Below are 14,771 nucleotides of genomic sequence, written 5' to 3'. Positions count from 1 at the left end.
AGTTCTCAAGGAACGGTCGCTTCCTTTGTACTCACCCTCTCGGGCTTTCCTCCGGGCGCTTCCCTTCGGTCTTGCGTTTCCGACTCTATCAGATCCTTTCGGTGTCTGATTCCCGGTCGGCGGGATTTGTCTGAGGTCTTTGGGCTCTCGCCCGCCGGCCTTTCGACATTCACTACGTTAGCCGATTTCCTCGGCGGACTCATAATCGAGCCTCGTGAGTTCGAATTCGGGCACACGAGCGCGCCAGAACCGACCCCGCCGAGGGGGTGTAGCTAGGTAGTGGGTTGGCCGCTCCGGCTGCAGGCGATCGCCGTACCCGGTTCAGCGGCTCCCGATACATTACGCACCTTCCGGGACCGCGTCAACTTCGTCGGCGCCTCGGCACATGCGCCCGGTAGGGGCTCACCGTCGGGTCGTCGGCCACCCAGAAGCGCCAGGGATGGAGGTCGCCGCTCCCGCCCTCGCCGGCGACCCCGGTGCGTGGGCCGCTGCGTACCTGGCCGGTGGGGACGGGGGTGCCGGTCAGCATCCTCAGCGGTGTGTCCCCGGAGGTGCACGCGTCCGTGCCGTCCAGCGCCCGGTCGACCTCCAGGGCCGTGGCCAGGCGGGCCGGCCCCTTGGCCAGTTCCTTGTCGTTGCGAGCTGAAAGCCGACGTCTGCGGGCCAGCTCGGCGCCCTCCACGACCTCCCCGGCGCGGAGCAGGACCGCGCTGGCCCTGCCCTCCGGACCGCAGACCAGGTTCATGCAGTGCCACATGCCGTAGGTGAAGTAGACGTACACATGTCCGGGCGGGCCGAACATCACCGCGTTGCGGGCCGTGCGGCCTCGGTAGGCATGTGAGCCGGGATCGTTCGGGCCGTCGTACGCCTCGACCTCCGTGAGGCGCAGTGCGATCGGGCCGTCGGGTGTCGTGCGGACCAGGATGCGCCCGAGGAGGTCGGGGGCGACCTCGAGGACCGGGCGGTCGAAGAAGTCTCGGGGCAGTGGCGTACGGTCCGGGGGCGCGATCATGCCGTCCGAGGGTAGTCCAGACGGGTCACCGTCCCGGCGGAACCGGCCGGGGGCGGATCGCGTTTGTACGGGTCGAGGGTCCATTCGTAAAGGGAGAGTCATGGCGTTCAAGAAGCTGCTCGCGAGCCTCGGGGCCGGTGGGGCCTCTGTCGAGACGGTGCTGACCGAGGTCAACGTCGTACCCGGTGGAGTCGTCCAGGGTGAGGTGCGGATCCAGGGCGGGTCCGTGAACCAGCACATCGAGGGTCTGTCCGTGGGTCTGCAGGCCAAGGTCGAGGTGGAGAGCGGCGACCAGGAGTACAAGCAGGACATCGAGTTCACCAAGGTGCGGCTCGGTGGTGCCTTCGAGCTGCAGGCCGGAGCGGTGCACGCGGTGCCGTTCGGGCTGGAGATCCCCTGGGAGACGCCGGTCACGATGATCGACGGGCAGGCGCTGCGCGGGATGAACATCGGTGTGACCACCGAGCTGGAGATCGCGCGGGCCGTGGACTCCGGCGACCTGGACCCGATCAACGTGCACCCGCTGCCGGCGCAGAAGGCGATCCTGGACGCCTTCATCCAGCTGGGCTTCCGCTTCAAGAACGCGGACATGGAGCGCGGCCACATCCGGGGGACGCGGCAGCGGCTGCCCTTCTACCAGGAGATCGAGTTCCTCCCGCCGTCGCAGTACCGGGGACTGAACCAAGTGGAGCTGAGCTTCGTCGCCGACGAGCACGCCATGGACGTCGTGCTGGAGATGGACAAGAAGCCGGGTCTGTTCAGCGAGGGTTCGGACACCTACCGGTCCTTCCAGGTGGGTCTGAACGACTGGCAGGGGACCGACTGGGCGGCTTACCTCAACCAGTGGTTGTCCGAGGTCGGCAGCAAGCGCAACTGGTTCTAGGCTCGGAAACCGCTGATTCCAGGCATCGATCAGGAGGTACCGAGGTGACCGACCTCAAGCGGCGGCCGCTCCCCCACGATTTCCATCCGCCCGTGCCGTCGTTCACGGTGACGAGCGAGGACGTCGAGGAGGGCGCGACGCTCAAGAGCGACCAGGTCCAGGCGGAAGGCGACACCTCGCCGCAGCTGCGGTGGGAGGGGTTCCCCGCGGAGACCAAGAGCTTCGCCGTGACCTGCTACGACCCCGACGCGCCGACCGGCAGCGGGTTCTGGCACTGGGTCCTGTTCGATATCCCGGCCTCGGTGACGGAGCTGCCGGCGGGCGCGGGCGGCGGAAAGTTCGAGGGGCTGCCCGAGGGTGCCGTGCACGCGCGGAACGACTACGGGACGAAGGACTTCGGCGGTGCCGCTCCGCCGCCCGGGGACGGCCCGCACCGGTACGTCTTCACGGTGTACGCGGTGGACCGGGAGAAGCTCGGTCCGGACGCGGACGCCTCGCCGGCCGTCGTCGGCTTCAACCTGCGGTTCCACACGATCGCGCGCGCCCAGCTCATCGGTGAGTACGAGAACCCCGCGAAGGGCTGACCGCGGCGCGCGGATTCAGCCGAGCGTTCATTGAACGTTTGTCCGCCTCTGGTCTTGGAAGTGATCAGAGGCGGGCATTTTTTATTGCGTTGTCCATCTCGGCGCGCCCGTCCAGAGTTGATCCAAGCCCGCCGGGGGGTGGGCAGGTGCACACGGGAGGTGGGCTGGATGCGTGACACGCTGGTGCTGAACGCGAGCTTCGAGCCGCTGTCGACGGTGACTCTGAACCGAGCCGTGGTCCTGGTGCTGCAGGACAAGGCCGTCGTCGAGCAGGCCCATCCCGAACTGCGTATGCGGGGTGCCGATCTGGACATACCGGCACCCCGGGTGATCAGGCTGTGCCGGTACGTACGGGTGCCGTTCCGAAGACAGGCTCCGTGGTCGAGGCGGGGGGTGCTGGTCCGGGACCGGCACCGGTGCGCGTACTGCGGGCGCAGGGCCACGACCGTGGACCATGTGCTGCCACGGTCGCAGGGTGGGCAGGACACGTGGCTGAATACGGTCGCCGCGTGCGCGGAGGACAATCACCGGAAGGCGAACCGGACTCCGGAGGAGGCCGGTATGGCGTTGCTGCGGGAGCCGTTCGAGCCGACGCCTGCCGATGCGATGCTCTTGGCCCTGGGCCAGGAGGACTTCGCCGCGCTTCCTGAGTGGCTCGCCCGGGATGCGGCCTAGGCATCCGCCCTCGGCTGTCCGTCTGCGGCTGCGGATTGTTCGTGGTGGATGGTGCCCACGCGGCGCAGCCGCACATCAATACAGCCCCGCGCCCCTTGAGGGGCGCGGCAGGGACCCGGCGTTCATGCGGGAACCCTCAGTCGATGCTCGGCTTCTCCCGGCGCTCCGAACCTCCGCCGCCCCCGTTGCCCGAGGAGCCGTTGCTGCCTGAACCGCCGCCCATCGAGCCGAAGTTGCCCATCGCTCCGGAGAGGCCCTTGAGGGCGTCGCCGATTTCGCTTGGGACGATCCAGAGCTTGTTGGCGTCGCCTTCGGCGATCTTCGGCAGCATCTGGAGGTACTGGTAGGACAGCAGCTTCTGGTCCGGGTCGCCGGCGTGGATGGCCTCGAAGACCGTGCGGACCGCCTGCGCCTCACCCTCGGCGCGCAGGGCGGCCGCCTTGGCCTCGCCCTCGGCGCGCAGGATCTGGGACTGCTTCTCGCCCTCGGCGGTGAGGATGGCCGCCTGGCGCGTGCCTTCGGCGGTGAGGATCGCGGCGCGCTTGTCACGGTCGGCGCGCATCTGCTTCTCCATCGAGTCCTGGATGGAGGTGGGCGGTTCGATGGCCTTGAGTTCGACGCGGTTGACGCGGATTCCCCACTTGCCGGTGGCCTCGTCCAGGACGCCGCGCAGGGCCGCGTTGATCTCCTCGCGGGAGGTCAGAGTGCGCTCGAGGTCCATGCCGCCGATGATGTTGCGCAGGGTGGTGACGGTGAGCTGCTCGATGGCCTGGATGTAGCTGGCGACCTCGTAGGTGGCGGCCCGCGCGTCGGTCACCTGGTAGTAGATGACGGTGTCGATGTTCACGACCAGGTTGTCCTGGGTGATCACGGGCTGGGGCGGGAACGGTACGACCTGCTCGCGCAGGTCGATGCGGTTGCGGATGGTGTCGATGAACGGGACCACGATGTTCAGGCCCGCGTTCAGCGTCCGCGTGTAGCGGCCGAAGCGCTCGACGATGGCGGCGCTGGCCTGTGGGATGACCTGGATGGTCTTGATCAGGGCGATGAAGACCAACACCACCAGAATGATCAGGACGATGATGACCGGTTCCATCGCGTTCCCCGTACCTCTCCGCCTCGGCGCCTTCGGCAGATCTCGTGGTTGTCGTAGATCTTGCTGGTCGAGTCTGACAGACCGTCGCCCAACTCGTGGGCCGGATGCCTCAGATGATGATCGCGGTGGCTCCTTCGATGTCCACGACGTCCACCTCCTGGCCCACTTCGTAGGCGCGGCCGGTGTCGAGGGCGCGGGCCGACCAGACTTCTCCGGCGAGCTTGATACGGCCGCCGGAGCCGTCGACCCGCTCCAGCACGACGGCCTGCTTGCCCTTCAACGCGTCCACACCGGTGGCCAGTTGGGGCCGGTTGTGGCCGTGCCGGGCCGCGATGGGCCGCACGACGGCGATGAGGGCGACGGAGACGACGACGAACACGAGGACCTGGACCACGGCGTCGAAGCCGAGGCCGGCGGCGACCGCCGCCGCGACGGCTCCCACCGCGAGCATGCCGAACTCCGGCATCGCGGTGACCACGAGCGGGATTCCGAGCGCCGCCGCGCCGACGAGCCACCACACCCATGCGTCGATGTCGTTCACATGGGCATGGTAGGACCGCGGCCGGGCGGCGGACAGGGCGCAAAGGGGGACGGGGCGGGCTCGTGCCTGAGTCAGGACAGGGGCAGGCCCTGCGCGGTCCAGCGGTCGCCGATCTGCTCGACGACGAGCGGGAGACCGAAGCAGAGGGAGAGGTTGCGGGAGGTCAGCTCGAGTTCGATCGGGCCCGCGGCGAGGACCTTGCCCTGGCGGATCATGAGGACATGGGTGAAGCCGGGGGCGATCTCCTCGACGTGGTGCGTGACCATGATCATCGAGGGGGCGATGGGGTCGCGGGCGAGCCGGCCGAGCCGGCGGACGAGGTCCTCGCGGCCACCGAGGTCGAGGCCGGCGGCGGGCTCGTCGAGGAGGAGCAGTTCGGGGTCGGTCATCAGGGCTCGGGCGATCAGGGTGCGCTTGCGCTCGCCCTCGGAGAGGGTGCCGAACTTGCGGTCGAGGTACTCGCTCATGCCGAGGCGGTCGAGGAAGGCGCGGGCGCGCTGCTCGTCGACGTCCTCGTACTCCTCCTGCCAGCCGGCGGTCATGCCGTAGGCGGCGGTGAGGACCGTCTGCAGGACCGTCTGGCGCTTGGGGAGCTTGTCGGCCAGGGCGATGCCGGCCATGCCGATGCGGGGACGCAGCTCGAAGACGTCGGTGCCGGGCCTGCCGAGGGTCTCGCCGAGGATGGTGGCGGTGCCCTTGCTGGGGTAGAGGTAGCTGGAGGCGACGTTCAGGAGGGTGGTCTTGCCGGCGCCGTTGGGGCCGAGGATGACCCAGCGCTCGCCCTCCTTCACCGACCAGGAGACCTGGTCCACCAGAGCCCGGCCCTCGCGGACCACGGATACGTCCTGAAGCTCCAGAACATCGCTCATGAGCGCGTTGTCTCCCCTTGCAGTGTGGCCGGTCTCGGCTGTCGCGTACGCCTGTGGCTCGGTCCGCCGCGCCGGTGGGCGCAGCCCTTATGAAATCTACGCCACGAGTGCCCCGCTCCATTCCATCGGTCCGGTCCTTAGGGTGGGGGCATGCTCTCCGAACCGCGTTCAGGACGCCTTGCCGCTTGGGGAAATGCCCTTTTGGCCGGACTTGTCTCTCCGGACGATGCCGCACTCGCCATCGTGGGCGAGGACGCGGTGCACCGGGTGGAGGCTTTGCCGGGTGAGCCGGCACCGGTCGGGCTCACGCTCGCGCTGGGCCGGCTGCGGGCGCTCGGGGTGACCGGTCTGCGGGTCGCGCTGCCGGCGCCCGGTCATCCGCTGGGGCTGAGCGGGCCGCCCGAGTTCAACGCGCGGGCGCTGGAGGCCGAGGAAGCGGTGGTCTGCTACGGCGCCGCGTTCGGACTGGTGCCACAGGTGTACGAGGCCGGGCCCGCGGGCGATGTGCATGCCGAGGTGGTCTGGCATGTGCTGCCGGTACGGGAGGCGCCGCCGGCCGATGTGCCCTCGCTGGGCGAGGCGGAGCGGGAGCTTGCGGAGGCGCTGCAGGAGGCGACCGAGGTGCTGTCGAAGCTGGATGTCGCCGGGTCGGGTCCGGTGGCGGAGGCGGCGATCGACGCGTACCGGGCGCGGGCCGAGCGGGGGCGGGAGGTGCTGGCGCCGGGGTATCCGCCGCGCGCGGTGCGGGTGTTGGAGCTGGCGCAGCGGGTGGGTCTGCTGGTGTCGCTGGCGTATGCCCGCGGGCACGGCGGCGCGGTCAGCTCCGCTGAGATGGCCGCGCGGTCCGAGGCGTTGCGGCCTGTCGAGCGGACGGCTCGACGGGCGCAGGTGGCGGCGTACAACGCCATCGTGGAGGAGCGGGAGCGGGGAGTCCGGTGAGCGCCGGCTGTCCGGTCCCGGTACTTCCCTGGGTGTACCGGGGGGCTGCCCCCTCCGGACCCCGCATCGGCCCTGGACGGGCGTCCCCCCTGGGGCGCCGGACGGGCTGTTCTGCACTCGGCCGGCGCCGCGAAGTGGACGTCAGTGGTTGAGGCCGAGGTTGCCGAAGGCCGGGTTCAGTGCGCCGATGACATTCACGCTGTTGCCGGCCGCGTTCACCGGGACGTGCAGCGGGACCTGGACGACGTTGCCGGAGGCGACACCCGGGGAGCCGTGGGCCGCGCCGCCGGCCCAGGCACCGTTCGTGGCGGAGGCCATCCCCGCACCGGCGGCCACCAGGCCACCGGCCACCATCGTCACGACCGCTGCCTTCTTCAGGTTCTTCACTTTCAGCCCCTCCTAGGTGTCCTGCACCACGGCGGTCAGCCGCAGCACGCACTGGAGAACGGCGGGGAACCGCCGGAGGATGCGCCATCCGGGTGACATTCCCACGACGGTATGAATCTCAGTCCGGAGCGGAACCCTCCGGGTTGCCGTGAGTGAATCCCTGCGGAGGGCGTTTCAGCCGGTCACACCGTGGCGTACGGCCCACAGTGCGGCCTGGGTGCGGTCGGCGAGGTCCAGTTTCATCAGAATGTTGGAGACGTGTGTCTTGACGGTCTTCTCGGACAGGACGAGGGCACGGGCTATCTCCCGGTTGGAGCGGCCGTCCGCGATCAGGCCGAGTACCTCGCGTTCCCGCTCGGTGAGCGAACCTCCCCTGCCCGGGCCGGTGTTGGTCTCCTCCTGGGAGAGCAGGGCGCCGGCCACCTCGGGCTGGAGCAGGACGTGCCCGGCATGTACGGAGCGGATCGCGCCGGCGAGGGCGTCGGGGTCCACGTCCTTGTAGACGTACCCGGCGGCGCCCGCGCGCAGTGCGGGAACGACCGTGCGCTGCTCGGTGAAGCTGGTCACGATCAGCACGCGTGCGGGGTTGCCGAGTTCGCCGAGCTTGCGCAGGGCGTCGATGCCGTCCATGCCCGGCATCTTGACGTCCATCAGGACGACGTCGGGCCGTAGTTCCTCGGCCCGGGCGACTCCCTCGACACCGTCGGCGGCCTCGCCGACTACCTCGATGTCGTCCTGCACTTCCAGAAAGGTGCGCAGACCCCGGCGGACGACCTGGTGGTCGTCGACCAGCAACACCTTGATCGCTTCACCCACCGGGGACCTCCATCTCGATCGTGGTGCCCTTGCCGGGCGCCGATTGCACGGTCAACGCGCCGCCGACCCCGCTCGACCGGTCCCGCATCGAGACGAGGCCCAGGTGGCGTCCGGCGCGGCGGACCGTTTGCGGGTCGAAGCCGCTGCCGTCGTCGGTGACGCGCAGCACGGCCCCGCAGCCGCGTCGCTCCACGCTCACGTCGACGTGTTCGGCGCCGGAGTGACGCAGGGCGTTGTGCAGGGCCTCCTGGGCGACCCGCAGCAGGGCCTCCTCCTGGGCGGCGGGCAGGGCGCGGAAACCGTTGCTGGTGAAGGTCACGCGCGCGGTGTGGGCACGGTCGAGGACCTGTGCCTGGGTGCGCAGGGTGGCGATCAGGCCGTCCTCGTCCAGGGCGGCGGGCCGCAACTCCACCACGGCGGCGCGCAGTTCGTCGGCGGCCTCGGCGGCGAGCGCGGCCACCTGGTGGAGTTCGCCCTTGGCGCGGGCGGGGTCGCGGTCGACGAGGGCGGCCGCCGCCTGGGCGGTCAGGCGCAGGGAGAACAGTTTCTGGCTGACCGCGTCGTGCAGTTCGTGGGCGAGCCGGGAGCGCTCCTCGGCGATGGTCAGCTCGCGGCTGCGCTCGTAGAGGCGGGCGTTGGTGAGGGCGATGGCGGCGTGCTGGGCGAGGATGGCGAGCAGTTCCTCGTCCTCTTCCGTGAAGCCGCAACCGCCTTCCCCCTCTGGGCACGGGGGGTGTCCCGCCGCGGGACGCAGCTTGTTCGCGAGGAACAGGGCGCCGATGACCTCGTCGCCGTCGCGGATGGGCAGCCCCAGGAAGTCGGCCAGATCGGGGTGGGCGGCCGGCCAGCCCTCGAAGCGGGGGTCCTTGCGCACGTCGGCGAGGCGCTCGGGCCGGGCGTTGTGCAGCATCGCGGCGAGGATGCCGTGCTGGCGGGGCAGCGGACCGATCGCCTTCCACTGGGCGTCGCTGACGCCGTCCACGACGAACTGGGCGAAGCCGCCGTGGTCGTCGGGGACGCCGAGGGCGGCGTACTGCGCGTCGAGCAGCTCGCGGGCGGAGGCGACGATCGTCTTGAGGACATCGCGCACCTCCAGATGCCTGCTCATGGCCAGCAGCGCGGAACTGACCGCGGCGAGGCCGGACCGGGGGCCGTGACTCATGTCCTCACGGTACCGGCGGGGTGCGACACCGCGGATCGGACCTGTGACGGCGGACCCCGGTCGCTGGGCCTAGGGCGGGCGGTGTAGGTCCCCCGTCCCGGACCGGTGGCGTACGCCCAAGGGACCTTCCGCTTTGCGCCCCCCGTCCGAGGCGGCCCGGGTGGTGCCGTTCCTACGTTGTGGTCACCCACCGTCCGGCCGGACGGTGAGCGACGAGGGGACGGTGGTCATGCCGGTAGCGATCATCACGGGGGCCTCGAAGGGGCTGGGGCGGGCACTCGCCTGGGCGCTGGCCGCGCGCGGCTGGGATCTGGTGCTCGACGCCCGGGGCCGGCAGGTCCTGAAGGAGGTCGCGGAGGCCGTCGCCGGACACGGCGGGCGGGTGCGGGCGCTGCCCGGGGACGTCACGGACGCGGGCCATCGGGCGGAACTGGTGCTGGTGGCGCGCGGGCTCGGCGGCCTGGACCTGGTGGTGAACAACGCGGGGATTCTGGGCGCCGAGCCGCTGGTCCCGCTCGCCGGCCAGCCGCTGGACGGCTTCCGGGCGGCGCTGGAGACCAACGTGGTGGCTCCGCTGGGGCTGCTCCAGGAGGCGCTGCCGTTGTTGCGCGAGGCCCCCGCGGGTGCGGTGATCAACGTGAGTTCGGACGCGGCGGTGGAGGCCTATCGGACGTGGGGCGCCTACGGCGCGACGAAGGCGGCCGTGGACCGGCTCTCCACCGTGCTGTCGGTGGAGGAGCCGGGGCTGCGCGTCTGGTGGGTGGACCCGGGCGGCATGCGGACGGACATGCTGGCCGCCGCCGAGCCCGGCGAGGACCTGTCGCGGATGCCCGCGCCCGAGGAGATCGCCCCTGCCTTCCTGCGGCTGCTGGACCGGCGGCCGGTGAGCGGCCGGTACACCGCGGTGGCCCTGCTGGAGGCGCTGTGACGGTCATGGTGCGGGTCCCCGGGGAGCCGTCCGCGCGGGTGCCGGTCGAGCAGCGGGGGCCGGGGCTCGACCGGGATGCCGTGCGGCTGCTGGTGTCGCGCGGTACGGAGGTGACGCATCACGCGTCGTTCCGGGAGCTGCCGCGGCTGCTGCGGGCCGGGGACCTGCTGGTGGTGAACACCTCGTCGACGCTGGCCGCCGCGGTGGACGGGCGGATCGGGCACGCGCATGTGGTGGTGCACTTCTCCACGCGCGGGGACGACGGGCGGTGGGTGGTCGAGCTGCGGCAACCGGACGGGCTGGGTACTACGCGCGCGCGTGCGGGTGGGCACTCGGAGACGGAGGTGACGTTGCCCGGTGGAGGCCGACTGGTGCTGGAGGAGCCGCTGAGCGCGCGTGGGGAGCGCTTGTGGTGGGCGCGGGCCGCCGGGGCGGACGTGCGGGAGGTGCTGGAGAGGCACGGGCGGCCCATTCGCTACTCCTACACGGAGCGGGACCAGCCGCTGTCGGCGTACCAGACGGTGTTCGCGCTCCCTTCTCCGGACGGGGCCGGGAGTGCGGAGATGCCGAGTGCGGCGCGGCCCTTCACCGCGCGGCTGGTGGCGGAGCTGGTGAGCCGGGGGGTGCAGTTCGCGCCGATCACGCTGCACACGGGGGTGGCGTCCGCGGAGGCGCACGAGCCGCCGTACCCGGAGCGCTTCGTGGTACCGGAGGCGTCGGCGCGGCTGATCAACGCCGTCAGGTCGGGCGACGGCCGGGTGATCGCGGTCGGGACGACGGCCGTGCGGGCCGTGGAGTCGGCGGTGGGGCCGGACGGGGCGGTGCGGGCGGCCGAGGGGTGGACGGATCTGGTGGTCACGCCCGAGCGCGGGGTACGGGTGGTGGACGGGTTGCTGACCGGGCTGCATGAGCCGGAGGCCTCGCATCTGCTGATGCTGGAGGCGGTCGCCGGGCGGGCCGCGGTCGGCCGTGCCTACGAGGAGGCGCGGAGCGGGCTCTATCTGTGGCACGAGTTCGGCGACGTCCATCTCATCCTCCCCGAGGCGAACCGTCACACCGAGCATTGCGACGGCAACTCAAGGTGAGACCGCCGCATGTCCGGTGTGAGCCCGCACATAGGGCGCACATCACGTACGAAAGGACATAGGAGAGACAGTAGCCCCACATGAACGGGACAGACGGCCCTGTCTGTCCCGTTTTGCCCTTCCCTGATCCACTATCGGGGATCGTAGGTCACACCTTTGCCTGGGCATTTTGCGCCAGCTAAGAATTGCTTCCGTCGCTCAGCGCCGTGGGTTTCGGCCCGCGGCGTTCGTGCGGGAGGAGCCGATTCCCCCGGCGGACGCAGGAGCGACCTCCGCGCTAACGAAGAGGTCCATCAGCCATGCCCAAGAACATCCTCAACCGATCTCGCAGTCGTGCCCTGACCAAGCAGCACAGGATCGCCGTCGCCGGTGCCGCCGCTCTGGGCACCGCCGCTCTCGTCCTCTCGGCCGCCCCCAGCAACGCCGAGACCGTCACCACCGGCGCCCCGGCCACGACCGCTCAGGTCGCCACCGGCACCGCCCTGAAGAACGTCAAGGGGACGGTCACCGACCAGCTCGCCACCAAGACCGTCAAGCTGGACACCCTCGCGGCGCAGAAGAAGGCCGCGGACGCGGCCGCCGCCAAGAAGGCCGCCGCGCAGAAGGCCGCCGAGGCCGCCGCGCAGAAGAAGGCCGCCGAGGCCGCCGCCGCCAAGAAGGCCGCGCAGGAGCGCGCCGCCAAGCAGGTCGCGAGCCGTTCCACGCAGCGCGTCCAGATGCAGCCGGTCGCCGCGAAGACGTACGCGAACAACCTGGACGGCTGGATCCGCGAGGCCCTGGACATCATGAAGTCCAAGGGCATCCCGGGCAGCTACAACGGCCTGCACAAGAACATCATGCGCGAGTCCTCCGGCAACCCCCAGGCCATCAACAACTGGGACATCAACGCGATCAACGGCATCCCGTCGAAGGGCCTGCTGCAGGTCATCCCGCCGACCTTCAACGCGTACCACGTCGCCGGCACCTCGTGGAACATCTACGACCCGGTCGCCAACATCACCGCCGCCGCCAACTACGCGGCCGACAGGTACGGCTCGATCGACAACGTCAACAGCGCGTACTGAGGTCGGCGCGGACCTCTGACGTAACGCGGAAGGGCGGCACCCCCCTGGGGTGCCGCCCTTCGCGTCGTACGCGGTTACTTCCGCATGACCTCCGGCTCGTGGCGGCGCAGGAAGCGGGCCACGAAGAAGCCGCAGGCCACACCGAGCGCGATCAGCGCGACCATGTCCAGACCCCAGGCCGAGGCCGCGTGGTCCCACAGCGGGTCGGTGCTGGTCGGGTCGTCGGTGTTCGGGGCGATCTTGTTGAAGTCGAGCGTGGTACCGGCCGCGGCCACCGCCCAGCGGGACGGCATGAGGTACGAGAACTCGTTCACGCCGAGCGTGCCGTGCAGGGTGAAGAGGCAGCCGGTGAAGACGACCTGGATGATCGCGAACATCACCAGCAGCGGCATGGTCTTCTCGGCGGTCTTCACCAGCGAGGAGATCACCAGGCCGAACATCATCGAGGTGAAGCCCAGCGCCATGATCGGCAGGCACAGCTCCAGCAGCGTCGAGCTGCCGAGCACGAGGCCCTGGTCGGGGATCTCGCGGCTGGCAAAGCCGATCAGGCCGACCATCAGGCCCTGCAGCACGGTGATGGTGCCGAGCACCACCACCTTGGACATCAGGTACGCCGAGCGGGACAAGCCGGTCGCCCGCTCCCGCTCGTAGATGACCCGCTCCTTGATCAGCTCACGGACGGAGTTCGCGGCACCCGCGAAGCACGCGCCGACGGCGAGGATCAGCAGGACGGTGGTGGCGGTGCCGTTCGGGACGGGCAGGCCGGTCTTGGGGCTGGCCGGGTTCACCAGCAGGCCGCGGTCGTGGTCGATCAGCAGGCTGACCGCGCCGAGGACCGCCGGCAGGATCACCGTCAGGGCCAGGAAGCCCTTGTCCGAGGCGATGACCGCCACATAGCGCCGGATCAGGGTCATCAGCTGCGAGCCCCAGCCCTGCGGCTTGGGGGGCTTGATGGCCTGCGGCGGAGGCATGTGTACGGACTGCGGGGCGACCGCGTCGATGTCCGCGGCGTACATCTGGTAGTGCTGCGAGCCCTTCCAGCGGCCCGCCCAGTCGTAGTCGCGGTAGTTCTCGAAGGCGGAGAACACGTCGGCCCAGCTGTCGTAGCCGAAGAAGTTCAGCGCCTCCTCCGGCGGGCCGAAGTAGGCGACCGCACCGCCCGGCGCCATCACCAGCAGCTTGTCGCACAGCGCCAGCTCGGCCACCGAGTGGGTGACGACCAGGACCGTACGGCCGTCGTCGGCGAGGCCGCGCAGCAGCTGCATGACGTCGCGGTCCATGCCCGGGTCGAGACCGGAGGTCGGCTCGTCCAGGAAGATCAGCGACGGCTTGGTGAGCAACTCCAGGGCCACCGAAACACGCTTGCGCTGGCCGCCGGACAAGGACGTGACCTTCTTGTCCTTGTGGATGTCCAGCTTCAGCTCGCGCAGCACCTCGTCGATGCGGGCGTTGCGCTCCTGCGCGGTGGTGTCGGCCGGGAAGCGCAGCTTGGCCGCGTACTTCAGGGCCTTCTTGACGGTCAGCTCCTTGTGCAGGATGTCGTCCTGCGGGACCAGACCGATGCGCTGGCGCAGCTCGGCGAACTGCTTGTACAGGTTCCGGTTGTCGTAGAGAACCTCGCCCTGGTTGGCGGGCCGGTAGCCGGTGAGCGCCTTGAGCAGGGTCGACTTGCCGGAGCCGGACGGGCCGATCACCGCGATCAGCGACTTCTCCGGGACACCGAAGGAGACGTCCTTCAGGATCTGCTTGCCGCCGTCGACCGTGACGGTCAGATGCCGTGCGGAGAAGGAGACCTCACCGGTGTCGACGAACTCCTCGAGGCGGTCGCCGACGATGCGGAAGGCGGAGTGGCCGACGCCGACGATGTCGCTCGGGCCCAGCAGCGCCGAGCCGCCCTTGGCGATCGGCTGGCCGTTGACGTAGGTGCCGTTGTGCGAGCCGAGGTCGCGGATCTCGAAGCGGCCGTCGGGCGTGGCGTGGAACTCGGCGTGGTGCCGGGAGACCTGCAGGTCGGAGACGACCAGCTCGTTCTCCAGGGCACGACCGATACGCATCACGCGGCCGAGCGAGAACTGGTGGAACGTGGTCGGGCTGCGGTCGCCGTGGACCGGCGGCGCCCCCGCGCCACCACCGGGCGTCTTCTGCACGTGCTGATCCGCGGGACCGGCCTGCTGCTGCGGGAACGCGGGTGCCTGCTGCGGCTGCTGCCAGCCCGGCTGCGGCGCCGGCTGGTGGACCGGCGCCTGGTGGGCGGCTGCCTGGTGCGGCACGGCCTGCTGTGGCGCGGCCTGCCGCTGGGCCCAGCCGGGCGCGCCGGCGCCCTGGGGCGCGTACGGCGCCGCCGCCTGCGGCTGCTGGTCCGGACCGCCGACCGGGGCCGCGGTCGGCGCGGACAGGTTCAGCCGCGGTCCGTCCGTCGCGTTGCCGAGGTGCAGCGACGAGCCGGGCCCGATCTCCATGTGCTGGATCCGCTGGCCCTGCACGAACGTGCCGTTGGTGCTGCCGTGGTCCTCGATGACCCAACTGCGGCCGTTGAAGCCGACCGTGGCATGCCGCCAGGAGACCCTGGCGTCGTCGAAGACTATGTCACCCTGCGGATCGCGGCCCAGGGTGTAGGGCCTGGACGGGTCGAGCGTCCAAGTCCGTCCGTTTGATTCCAGTACGAGTTCCGGCACTCCATGCCCCACTGAGTTGTCCCCCGAATTTCCCCCATCGCAGGGAGTCTAGGGA

General features: G+C 70.4%; 15 protein-coding genes. 7 read left to right on the top strand and 8 right to left on the bottom strand.

Annotation, left to right across the window (positions count from 1 at the left end):
• Positions 1-361: 361 nt before the first annotated feature.
• Entirely contained in the window at positions 362-1,012 is a 651-nt protein-coding gene (locus tag ABZ079_RS32870) for a DNA-3-methyladenine glycosylase (RefSeq protein WP_356943108.1), read from the bottom strand.
• Between the two features lie 100 nt (positions 1,013-1,112).
• Here ABZ079_RS32870 and ABZ079_RS32865 point away from each other — a divergent pair, with 100 nt between their 5' ends.
• The 3 genes from ABZ079_RS32865 to ABZ079_RS32855 all read left to right on the top strand — a co-directional run bounded on the left by ABZ079_RS32865 (position 1,113) and on the right by ABZ079_RS32855 (position 3,154).
• Positions 1,113-1,895 (top strand): sporulation protein, encoded by a 783-nt coding sequence (locus ABZ079_RS32865; protein WP_356943107.1) that lies wholly within the window; start codon positions 1,113-1,115, stop codon positions 1,893-1,895.
• 44 nt (positions 1,896-1,939) lie between these two features.
• A complete protein-coding gene (locus ABZ079_RS32860) occupies positions 1,940-2,479 on the top strand; it encodes a YbhB/YbcL family Raf kinase inhibitor-like protein (protein WP_356943106.1) in 540 nt (179 codons plus the stop codon).
• Positions 2,480-2,647: 168 nt separating this feature from the next.
• Positions 2,648-3,154 (top strand): HNH endonuclease, encoded by a 507-nt coding sequence (locus ABZ079_RS32855; RefSeq protein WP_356943105.1) that lies wholly within the window; start codon positions 2,648-2,650, stop codon positions 3,152-3,154.
• Between the two features lie 136 nt (positions 3,155-3,290).
• Here the strand turns inward: ABZ079_RS32855 and ABZ079_RS32850 are convergent, their stop codons facing one another.
• The 3 genes from ABZ079_RS32850 to ABZ079_RS32840 all read right to left on the bottom strand — a co-directional run bounded on the left by ABZ079_RS32850 (position 3,291) and on the right by ABZ079_RS32840 (position 5,660).
• Complete coding sequence (locus ABZ079_RS32850; protein WP_356943104.1) at positions 3,291-4,250, bottom strand: SPFH domain-containing protein; 960 nt, start codon at positions 4,248-4,250, stop codon at positions 3,291-3,293.
• A 109-nt stretch (positions 4,251-4,359) separates the two neighbouring features.
• Positions 4,360-4,791, bottom strand: coding sequence for an NfeD family protein (locus tag ABZ079_RS32845; protein WP_356943103.1), 432 nt, complete (start codon positions 4,789-4,791; stop codon positions 4,360-4,362).
• Positions 4,792-4,862: 71 nt separating this feature from the next.
• Positions 4,863-5,660 (bottom strand): ABC transporter ATP-binding protein, encoded by a 798-nt coding sequence (locus tag ABZ079_RS32840; protein ID WP_356943102.1) that lies wholly within the window; start codon positions 5,658-5,660, stop codon positions 4,863-4,865.
• Positions 5,661-5,810: 150 nt separating this feature from the next.
• Between ABZ079_RS32840 and ABZ079_RS32835 the strand changes: the two genes are divergently transcribed.
• Positions 5,811-6,599, top strand: coding sequence for a hypothetical protein (locus ABZ079_RS32835; protein WP_356943101.1), 789 nt, complete (start codon positions 5,811-5,813; stop codon positions 6,597-6,599).
• 141 nt (positions 6,600-6,740) lie between these two features.
• Here the strand turns inward: ABZ079_RS32835 and ABZ079_RS32830 are convergent, their stop codons facing one another.
• The 3 genes from ABZ079_RS32830 to ABZ079_RS32820 all read right to left on the bottom strand — a co-directional run bounded on the left by ABZ079_RS32830 (position 6,741) and on the right by ABZ079_RS32820 (position 8,964).
• On the bottom strand, positions 6,741-6,986 hold the full coding sequence (locus tag ABZ079_RS32830; RefSeq protein ID WP_356943100.1) for a chaplin: 246 nt from the start codon (positions 6,984-6,986) through the stop codon (positions 6,741-6,743).
• A 174-nt stretch (positions 6,987-7,160) separates the two neighbouring features.
• Positions 7,161-7,802 (bottom strand): response regulator transcription factor, encoded by a 642-nt coding sequence (locus ABZ079_RS32825; protein ID WP_356943099.1) that lies wholly within the window; start codon positions 7,800-7,802, stop codon positions 7,161-7,163.
• Positions 7,795-8,964, bottom strand: a complete 1,170-nt coding sequence (locus tag ABZ079_RS32820) for a GAF domain-containing sensor histidine kinase (protein ID WP_356943098.1) — start codon at positions 8,962-8,964, stop codon at positions 7,795-7,797. Before ABZ079_RS32820 ends, ABZ079_RS32825 begins: the two co-directional genes overlap by 8 nt.
• 229 nt (positions 8,965-9,193) lie before the next feature.
• Between ABZ079_RS32820 and ABZ079_RS32815 the strand changes: the two genes are divergently transcribed.
• The 3 genes from ABZ079_RS32815 (at position 9,194) to ABZ079_RS32805 (ending at position 12,041) form a co-directional block, all read left to right on the top strand.
• Positions 9,194-9,892, top strand: a complete 699-nt coding sequence (locus ABZ079_RS32815) for an SDR family oxidoreductase (protein WP_356943097.1) — start codon at positions 9,194-9,196, stop codon at positions 9,890-9,892.
• Positions 9,889-10,977, top strand: a complete 1,089-nt coding sequence (locus ABZ079_RS32810) for an S-adenosylmethionine:tRNA ribosyltransferase-isomerase (protein ID WP_356943096.1) — start codon at positions 9,889-9,891, stop codon at positions 10,975-10,977. Before ABZ079_RS32815 ends, ABZ079_RS32810 begins: the two co-directional genes overlap by 4 nt.
• Positions 10,978-11,276: 299 nt before the next feature.
• On the top strand, positions 11,277-12,041 hold the full coding sequence (locus tag ABZ079_RS32805) for a transglycosylase SLT domain-containing protein (protein WP_356943095.1): 765 nt from the start codon (positions 11,277-11,279) through the stop codon (positions 12,039-12,041).
• A gap of 74 nt (positions 12,042-12,115) precedes the next feature.
• Here the strand turns inward: ABZ079_RS32805 and ABZ079_RS32800 are convergent, their stop codons facing one another.
• Positions 12,116-14,716 carry an FHA domain-containing protein gene (locus ABZ079_RS32800; protein ID WP_356943111.1) on the bottom strand — a complete coding sequence of 867 codons (2,601 nt, stop codon included), beginning with the start codon at positions 14,714-14,716 and terminating at the stop codon, positions 12,116-12,118.
• Positions 14,717-14,771 lie beyond the last annotated feature (55 nt).

Origin of the sequence: Streptomyces sp. NPDC006314 (assembly GCF_040613075.1) — a bacterium.
Lineage (GTDB): Bacteria > Actinomycetota > Actinomycetes > Streptomycetales > Streptomycetaceae > Streptomyces.
The sequence above is the reverse complement of the archived record's forward strand: the minus strand, read 5'-3'. Positions and strand labels throughout refer to the sequence as shown.

What these genes read in the sequence shown, in the direction of transcription:
- ABZ079_RS32870 (WP_356943108.1), bottom strand. Translation starts at nt 1,012, where the DNA reads ATGATCGCGCCCCCGGACCGTACGCCACTGCCCCGAGACTTCTTCGAC.
- ABZ079_RS32865 (WP_356943107.1), top strand. Translation starts at nt 1,113, where the DNA reads ATGGCGTTCAAGAAGCTGCTCGCGAGCCTCGGGGCCGGTGGGGCCTCT.
- ABZ079_RS32855 (WP_356943105.1), top strand. Translation starts at nt 2,648, where the DNA reads ATGCGTGACACGCTGGTGCTGAACGCGAGCTTCGAGCCGCTGTCGACG.
- ABZ079_RS32850 (WP_356943104.1), bottom strand. Translation starts at nt 4,250, where the DNA reads ATGGAACCGGTCATCATCGTCCTGATCATTCTGGTGGTGTTGGTCTTC.
- ABZ079_RS32840 (WP_356943102.1), bottom strand. Translation starts at nt 5,660, where the DNA reads ATGAGCGATGTTCTGGAGCTTCAGGACGTATCCGTGGTCCGCGAGGGC.
- ABZ079_RS32835 (WP_356943101.1), top strand. Translation starts at nt 5,811, where the DNA reads ATGCTCTCCGAACCGCGTTCAGGACGCCTTGCCGCTTGGGGAAATGCC.
- ABZ079_RS32820 (WP_356943098.1), bottom strand. Translation starts at nt 8,964, where the DNA reads ATGAGTCACGGCCCCCGGTCCGGCCTCGCCGCGGTCAGTTCCGCGCTG.
- ABZ079_RS32815 (WP_356943097.1), top strand. Translation starts at nt 9,194, where the DNA reads ATGCCGGTAGCGATCATCACGGGGGCCTCGAAGGGGCTGGGGCGGGCA.
- ABZ079_RS32805 (WP_356943095.1), top strand. Translation starts at nt 11,277, where the DNA reads ATGCCCAAGAACATCCTCAACCGATCTCGCAGTCGTGCCCTGACCAAG.